Source organism: Pseudoalteromonas sp. MER144-MNA-CIBAN-0113, from assembly GCF_040308965.1.
GTDB classification, from domain to species: Bacteria; Pseudomonadota; Gammaproteobacteria; order Enterobacterales; family Alteromonadaceae; genus Pseudoalteromonas; species Pseudoalteromonas tetraodonis.
In genome coordinates, this window is sequence record NZ_JBEOOG010000119.1 from 1 (window position 1) to 6,090 (window position 6,090).

Consider the following 6,090-nt stretch of genomic DNA (forward strand, 5'->3'; position numbering starts at 1 on the left):
TGTCATGAACCCAATGCGTGGAATTTAAGTGTTCACGATAAAACCGGAATCGGTGTTCACCATCACCGGAATACGCATTACTCGTATATCTGGGTATTTTAAATTATGAGTATGAAACCATTTAACTTCGTTAATACATTTACTCAGTAACACTTCATCACGTAATACACTTTTAGCGGCTCTTACACTTGTTAGATCATCAATCTCACTTCGTTTATAAACTAGGTTAATGAGCACAGTCAGCGCTTGTTCTTCAAAGCCATCTACCGCAGCATGAAGCATGTATGGAGCAAACAACTTTCTTAGTGCTGTGGTTTTTTCTTTTAGTGATTCAATTGCAAATGCATTTTGTAAGTTCATAAGTTACCACGGCGCTATAAATTGTTTTTTTGTTTGAGGCTTTTCAGCTGAGAATGCTTGCTGTAGCTCAATTACTTGGCGTAAATAAAAAACATGGCTATCAGCTCTGAGCTGTTCGTGCTTTTTTTGTGGATAAGCACAGTTTAAAAAGCCTTCTTGATGAAGCCTGTAAACTTGCTCTATGGTAGTGTTTAATAATACTGCGGCATCAAAAGTACAAAACAGTAAATCTGCAATATTTGGATGTTTAGCTTTAGGGTTACTATCAACTAATTCGACAAAGTAATTAATAATCTCATCAATTACTCTGTTTTTACGGTTGCTTGTTGCAGCAATTTGACCATCACGGATCACATTGCCATAGACAGAGTTGAACTTAGTTTTATTAAAAGGGTTAAGTTGTTTGAGCCGCGCATTATTTGTGAGTAAATCTAATTCAACGGTAAAGCCATCAGGCCAAGTACTAAAGTAATCAACAAAAGCGCAGTTAAAGTCTGCATCGCTTACATCAAGTTGTTTAGCCTTCGCAAACCACAATATCAACCCTACTATTTTTTGGCTGTTACTACTTGCAAGCGCAGATGCAATTTTAAAGTCTGCATCGTTTAACTGTTCACTACTGGTTAGTTTACAACCACAGCCACACTCTAAAAACGCCTCAGAAGCTCTATAATCAATTAATTTATGGCATTCCCTACATTGTGAGGTTAATTGTGTTTTATGCTTATGACACGCTTTGTAGGGCTTTAGATGCCAATAAAAAGGAATATATGAAGATTCAGCTAAACATTCAATGCAAACAGGTATGTTATCAGTGCGAAGTAACTCAAGGGGAATGGTCAGCTCATTTCGGTTTACTGCTGCTAAGTTGCCAAATTTAAAATTACTGCGCCGCCATGCAAGTCCAAGAATATCACCAGCGTTTACATCAGCTAATTGAGCTACCAACTTAAGCGCTCTTATTCTAAAGCTACTCGCTTGCCTAGCATGATAAACATCAACTTTACTCAGCTCTAACGGCAACGCACCTTCAAGATCATGATCTTGCTCTGCAAGCCATTGCCATAAAATATCAGCAAGCTCACTATAGCCATCGTATGAGTTATCTCTTGCAAGCCTTAGTAAATAGCTTTCAAGCGCTTCATCTGGATAAGGTTTTGTTTGAACTAAAAAATGCATCGCCAACCTAAACTAAGAAAATCTTAGTTTAGGTTTAGAATAGTCGATTATGAAAGTCAACTCAAAGCTCTATAATTAGATCCTCTTTTTGATTTAAAGCACTGCGAAATTCGCTAAGATCTGAAATTATTCTCTTTTCAATATGATGATCATAATAATAATTAGATTTATTAGAACCTAGCCCTTTCTTAAAATGATAGCTTGAACAAAACTTTCTATGTTCATTACCGAAGATAAAATAGCAATTTAAGTATTCAATATTCCTTTTACAATCTAAGTGAAAATTATCACCCCCACATATGATATTAAGGAATTGCGTTTCGAAGAAATTTCCTGCAAATAATTCCTCATATTCTAGATCTAAATCCGTAAGAAATTTGGTATACAATTTGAGCGTATCAAGTAACTTGAGTATGACTGGTAATTTTCCTTTAAAAGAATTAAAAGGTAATCGAATCCTTTCTTCGCTTTTATCTACAATATGAAAGTCAAACTGCTCAATTAATTCCAATAGCTTAAAGCATCTTTTAATTTCAAATAGTGTCCTTGGCTTCTTAAAAAATTCATTAAGGAATATTTTTAAATTAATTTCGTGGTTTTCAAAATAGTAAGTTATAGAAAAGAAGCTAAAGGTTAATTTCATCGCATCTGTAACAGGACTTAAAAGAAGTGTACCCGACATTTTTATAGGGAAATAGGCTTCACCAAAATCGAACTCATATTCTTTTGTCTTACTATTAGCGTTGTTATCAAGGTGGACGACTTGTTCCTTTATCGAATCAGGTACAAAATCGGGAGAAACTAAGCTTGCATTTGGGCTTCCGACCAACTTTTGTAACCCTGAATCGGCTGTTAGAGTAATCCCAAATCGACTCTCCGAGGCCCCTGTTACCTCTACTTGAATCTCTTTTTGCTCTCCAAATATAAGCTTCTCAAACTGCTGAGGCTCAAACTTCATGTTTATTTGATAACGACCATCTTCATAACCAAGAGATTCCAACTCCTGTGATTTATAACTAATATATTCCTTATAAGTTTTACCAAATGATTTCATCAATTGACAAATCTTAGATTTTATACAATCACCATTACTTATTACAACAACCTCATTTGCAGTTTTTGGATTAACTTTTATATTAATCTTATGTAGTTCATCTTTCCCCTCAGATTCTAACTGCGTTTTTTTACGTAAGGTTTTTTCAAGTAGCTTTTTGTCGTAATGTACTAGATGAAACTTAGTATTATGATTATGTTTGGTTTCAACAAAAACAAAGAAACATGGGGCAAGTGTCCTTCCAAATTTCAGCATATTGGATAATTTTACATTACGTCCTCTATAACTTTCATAAGCACCTTCCATAGCTTTAACCTGTACGTAAACCTTATATTCAATTTCCTCAAATGTGTATTCAAGTAGGCGATCCCATCCGTTAGTATCCTCTTCCGGTTTTGAGCACACAATGCCTTGCCTTTCGCAGAAAAGTGTAAAATCTGTTTCTTCTGGCTTTCCTCGCATTATTCATCTCCCCTAACTACATGAATCATGAAATCAAGTTTATAATTTTATTTTGGATAAGATTTCTTTTTGCTCTTCTCTACTTAACTGACCTAAAGCACAAATTAATTCAGATAAAATATCTTCTTCACAATAGAAATAAGCTACTGGTACATCTAGCTCTTTAGCAATGCGTTTCATGGTTAAGAAATCAGGGGCATGTTTGCCTTTTTCATATTGGTTCATGCGAGCACTAGCCGTGTTTGGCTCCATTCCTAATGCCATACCTAGCTGTTGCTGAGTAAGGCCAGCTGCTTTTCTTGCAGATTTTAGGCGTGAAGGTGTTGGAGTTTCCATGTGAACCTTAGCTATAAAACATATCTAGCTAAGATTCTCTTAGTATCTAACCTATAAGTGTACTAAGGATATTTTAGTTTTTAAGTAAAGGCAAAAATTCTGCTGTGAAGTTACTACTTAAAGCCCATAATGATTTACATTTAGTAATAAAAGTAAAGCTAACTAAAATCATTATTTTCAAATATTTCAGTAGGAATATCACTAATCACTTGCCCTATTTTCCAATCCATTATTTCAAGCAGCTCAGTTGAGGCCTCAGAAGATACTTCAAAGTAATAACTATAAATCATATCACCAGTAGATCCTTCTTGAGGCATATATTCAATATCTAAACTTTCAAATTCATCCGTAAATTCATCTGGAATTTCCAAATAATCAACAATTCTTATTCGGCATTTAACTTCCTTTCGTTTCCATGCCATCGAGTAATCGGCACTTTTAGATGTTGGCTTAATTGTTGGCTTTTTCATTTTAACTGTCATAGGAAAAGGAAAATCAATACCTAGGAGTAAAGCCTCGCCTTGACTTAATGTTGGAAGAAACGACGCAGATCTCTGATCCATTGTACCTACAGCTCTTTTAACCACTTCTTGGTCATGAAAGTTCGTAAGCCTGTGGACAATTAAAGAACCTATCTGGCTTAATACATCTTCAGGTATATCTCTCGGTCGCTGAGTTGCGATAACCACATTCAGTCCATATTTACGACCTTCTTTTGCTATATTGCCAAAAGAATCTAACTTTATTGAGCTAGATTCATCACCAATTGTTTTATTGAGAAACTGATGAGCTTCATCTATGAAAACTAGCATCGGATTACTATGGCTAATAATCCCATCCCTGGCCAAGTCCATCAATTTACGACCAATAGCATTAACAAGGATTTCGCGTCCATTAGCTTCAAAAGGTACTGCTGACAAGTCTAACCTCAAAATTTTATTGTTTGAGTTTGAAGAGCTATAGCTATCAAGAAGAGAAGGTATATCTTGGTCTATATCAGGGTCAATTAGCCACTTTAAATAGGAATTTTCAGAGTAAGCTCTTATTCTCGATATAAGGCTCATACAATAACCCAGTTCATTATCTGAAGGATCTCCCCATATTGTCTCATCAATTTCTTTTGGGTAGCCTGAACCAGCCTTTTTTCCTGTTGGCCAAACACACTCTTGAGCTATTTGCTCTGCCAGATGTTTAAAGCACCACCTTTCAGATTTTAAATCTTTTTCAATAAAGTTTAATGCATTGTTATATGGTTCTTTTTTCTGACCTGATTTAACTAAAATATGATTATCAGTAACTTTTATATCACCATAATTATTATAATAGCGTCGCACTATACGCTGACTCAGTATAGCTGAACTCAACTTGGGCATTTGTGTCTGCGCTGATGGGCGCAAAAAAGCAAATATATCAGATTCAGGGAGCTTCCAATGAGGAAAGGTAACAGAATTATTAGGATTAGCTTTTTCATGATTACCGACATAATATGTATCACAATCTAAGTCAGAGTACTCTCCTGTTGGATCTAACAATAATGCCCTCCCTCCATGTTGCTGAACTTCTTGAAGCAACCTAGACATTGAATAACTTTTACCACCACCTGTAGCTCCTAAGACCGCGCAATGCCTCGCAAATAGCTTATCAGGTGTAACAGTTATGTTAACGGCGGAATCATATGGTAGTTCTGCTATATTCAGTTTTACTTCACTTTCTTTCGAGTCTCCTTCAGCAAGAATAGATATTAATTTTGGGTGAGCTGAATATATTTGGCTCCCTAGTCTAGGGTGATTTTTTATTCCACGGTAAATAACTCCTGTTGCTGGGTTAACACTTGTTAATAATTGAATAATTCCTACAGGATTATTCAAACCATTATCAATCGTCATAGCATCTACCGATAGCCTTTCAGCGCCATCTAGCCAAACTTGAACTAACCGGCCTAGTATTGCTGTTTGGCCACAATCAATGAATACAAATTCATTAACCTCACCTGCGCCTACACGATCTCCTAAGTACCACCTTGCTTCTCCAGAACCAGCATCTGATAGATTGACAGTAATTTCTGCTGGCGAAATATTAATAACACTACCAATCCTTCTATTAGTATCAAAGGGTGAAAACCATTCATTAAAACTCATTATCACCCACCTTCTTGGGGTTAATATTTCCAGCAATTGTTTCAAAGGTTTTAAATAATTTTTCTTCTGGAGTCTCTTTTCGACGCTCTTGTAGCAATTCGGAAAATTGCTCGAAAGTACCATCAACTAATGAAATTCTTTTATCCCCTTGTTGAATAGCCTGATCTAACAAATCTCTTATCTCGGGATTAAACGATCCGCTTTCAATAAATAAATCTTTTGTTGCAATAAGAAGGTTAAATTCCGCATTGGTTCTTAAAGCCATCGTCACAGCATTATTGATATGCTTATCATTGAACCCAAAACCAAGGCATATTAATGCTGTTTTAGGTTGTTGGACGCTATTTAGAAATGACGACATCATATCTAAATAAGGTGAATCATAAGAGGTTTGATATTTAGAGCTACTAGGGTAAATAAAAACAGGCTCATCAATTTTTGCTTTATAGTCTACTTTTTTAACTCGCCCATTTTCACGAGTCCAATCCCGCCGTGTCAGAGTAGTTGTCCTGTCTTCTTTTCACAATAGTTATAGTCAGACGGCGGGTGGTTAGCAGGTTC

At 35.8% G+C, this 6,090-nt stretch carries 6 protein-coding genes; all 6 read right to left on the bottom strand.

What is annotated here, in order from left to right:
• Window positions 1-24: 24 nt before the first annotated feature.
• The 6 genes from AAEY57_RS18430 to AAEY57_RS18455 all read right to left on the bottom strand — a co-directional run bounded on the left by AAEY57_RS18430 (window position 25) and on the right by AAEY57_RS18455 (window position 5,794).
• Window positions 25-360: a hypothetical protein gene (locus AAEY57_RS18430; protein WP_350608485.1), complete on the bottom strand. Its 336-nt coding sequence runs from the start codon at window positions 358-360 to the stop codon at window positions 25-27.
• Between the two features lie 3 nt (window positions 361-363).
• The gene (locus AAEY57_RS18435; protein WP_350608486.1) at window positions 364-1,539 is read right to left on the bottom strand and encodes a TniQ family protein; all 1,176 of its coding nucleotides are present in this window, start codon (window positions 1,537-1,539) and stop codon (window positions 364-366) included.
• Between the two features lie 61 nt (window positions 1,540-1,600).
• Window positions 1,601-3,055: a hypothetical protein gene (locus AAEY57_RS18440; RefSeq protein WP_086999353.1), complete on the bottom strand. Its 1,455-nt coding sequence runs from the start codon at window positions 3,053-3,055 to the stop codon at window positions 1,601-1,603.
• 39 nt (window positions 3,056-3,094) lie between these two features.
• Window positions 3,095-3,391 carry a helix-turn-helix domain-containing protein gene (locus AAEY57_RS18445; RefSeq protein ID WP_086999356.1) on the bottom strand — a complete coding sequence of 99 codons (297 nt, stop codon included), beginning with the start codon at window positions 3,389-3,391 and terminating at the stop codon, window positions 3,095-3,097.
• Between the two features lie 158 nt (window positions 3,392-3,549).
• Window positions 3,550-5,529 carry an ATP-binding protein gene (locus AAEY57_RS18450; protein ID WP_350608487.1) on the bottom strand — a complete coding sequence of 660 codons (1,980 nt, stop codon included), beginning with the start codon at window positions 5,527-5,529 and terminating at the stop codon, window positions 3,550-3,552.
• Complete coding sequence (locus tag AAEY57_RS18455) at window positions 5,519-5,794, bottom strand: hypothetical protein (protein WP_350608488.1); 276 nt, start codon at window positions 5,792-5,794, stop codon at window positions 5,519-5,521. The genes AAEY57_RS18450 and AAEY57_RS18455 overlap by 11 nt, the downstream gene beginning before the upstream one ends.
• Between the last annotated feature and the right edge of the window lie 296 nt (window positions 5,795-6,090).

Coding starts and splice junctions, on each gene's coding strand:
- AAEY57_RS18430 (WP_350608485.1), bottom strand. CDS start 360: ATGAACTTACAAAATGCATTTGCAATTGAATCACTAAAAGAAAAAACC.
- AAEY57_RS18435 (WP_350608486.1), bottom strand. CDS start 1,539: ATGCATTTTTTAGTTCAAACAAAACCTTATCCAGATGAAGCGCTTGAA.
- AAEY57_RS18440 (WP_086999353.1), bottom strand. CDS start 3,055: ATGCGAGGAAAGCCAGAAGAAACAGATTTTACACTTTTCTGCGAAAGG.
- AAEY57_RS18445 (WP_086999356.1), bottom strand. CDS start 3,391: ATGGAAACTCCAACACCTTCACGCCTAAAATCTGCAAGAAAAGCAGCT.
- AAEY57_RS18450 (WP_350608487.1), bottom strand. CDS start 5,529: ATGAGTTTTAATGAATGGTTTTCACCCTTTGATACTAATAGAAGGATT.
- AAEY57_RS18455 (WP_350608488.1), bottom strand. CDS start 5,794: ATGGCTTTAAGAACCAATGCGGAATTTAACCTTCTTATTGCAACAAAA.